The organism is Mesorhizobium sp. M5C.F.Ca.IN.020.29.1.1 (assembly GCF_003997375.1).
Lineage (GTDB): Bacteria > Pseudomonadota > Alphaproteobacteria > Rhizobiales > Rhizobiaceae > Mesorhizobium > Mesorhizobium wenxiniae.
Genome location: NZ_RZSW01001168.1, coordinates 1 through 511, shown reverse-complemented (window position 1 = coordinate 511; position 511 = coordinate 1). Strand labels below are relative to the sequence as shown.

The following is a 511-nucleotide window of genomic DNA, read 5'->3' as shown; positions in this document are numbered from 1 at the left end:
GACAGATAGTTGGCAACGGCCAGCGCGCGGCGCTGCGACAGGTCGAAATTGTGCTCGTCGCCACCGGTCGAGTCGGTGTGGCCGAACACGTCGACGGTGGTCTGCCGGAACTTGTTCAGCACGAGTGCGACCGAATTCAGCACTTGATAGAAGCCGGGCTTCACCGCGTCCTGGTCGACGTTGAAGGTGATGTCGGACGGCATGTTGAGGATGATCTGGTCGCCGGTGCGGGTGACGCTGACGCCGGAGCCCTGAAGCTGCCGGCGCAGTTCGGCCTCGTTCTGGTCCATCGTGGCGCCGATGGCGCCGCCGGCGAGCGCGCCGACGCCAGCGCCGATCAGCGCATTACGGCGATCGTTGCCGCCGGCAAGCAGGCCGAGCCCTGCACCAGCCAGCGCGCCGATGCCGGCGCCGGCAGCAGTGTTGGAAACTTTCTGCTCTCCGGTGTACGGATCGGTTGTGGTGCAGGCACTCACGAGCACAGCCGTCGCCACGGCGACGAGCACAGTCT

The 511-nt window shown here is 66.3% G+C and carries 1 protein-coding gene; it reads right to left on the bottom strand.

Annotated elements, in window-relative coordinates:
- Positions 1 to 506 (bottom strand): OmpA family protein (locus EOA85_RS36865; RefSeq protein ID WP_127212842.1); only part of this gene is annotated, 506 nt, incomplete at its 3' end.
- Positions 507 to 511 lie beyond the last annotated feature (5 nt).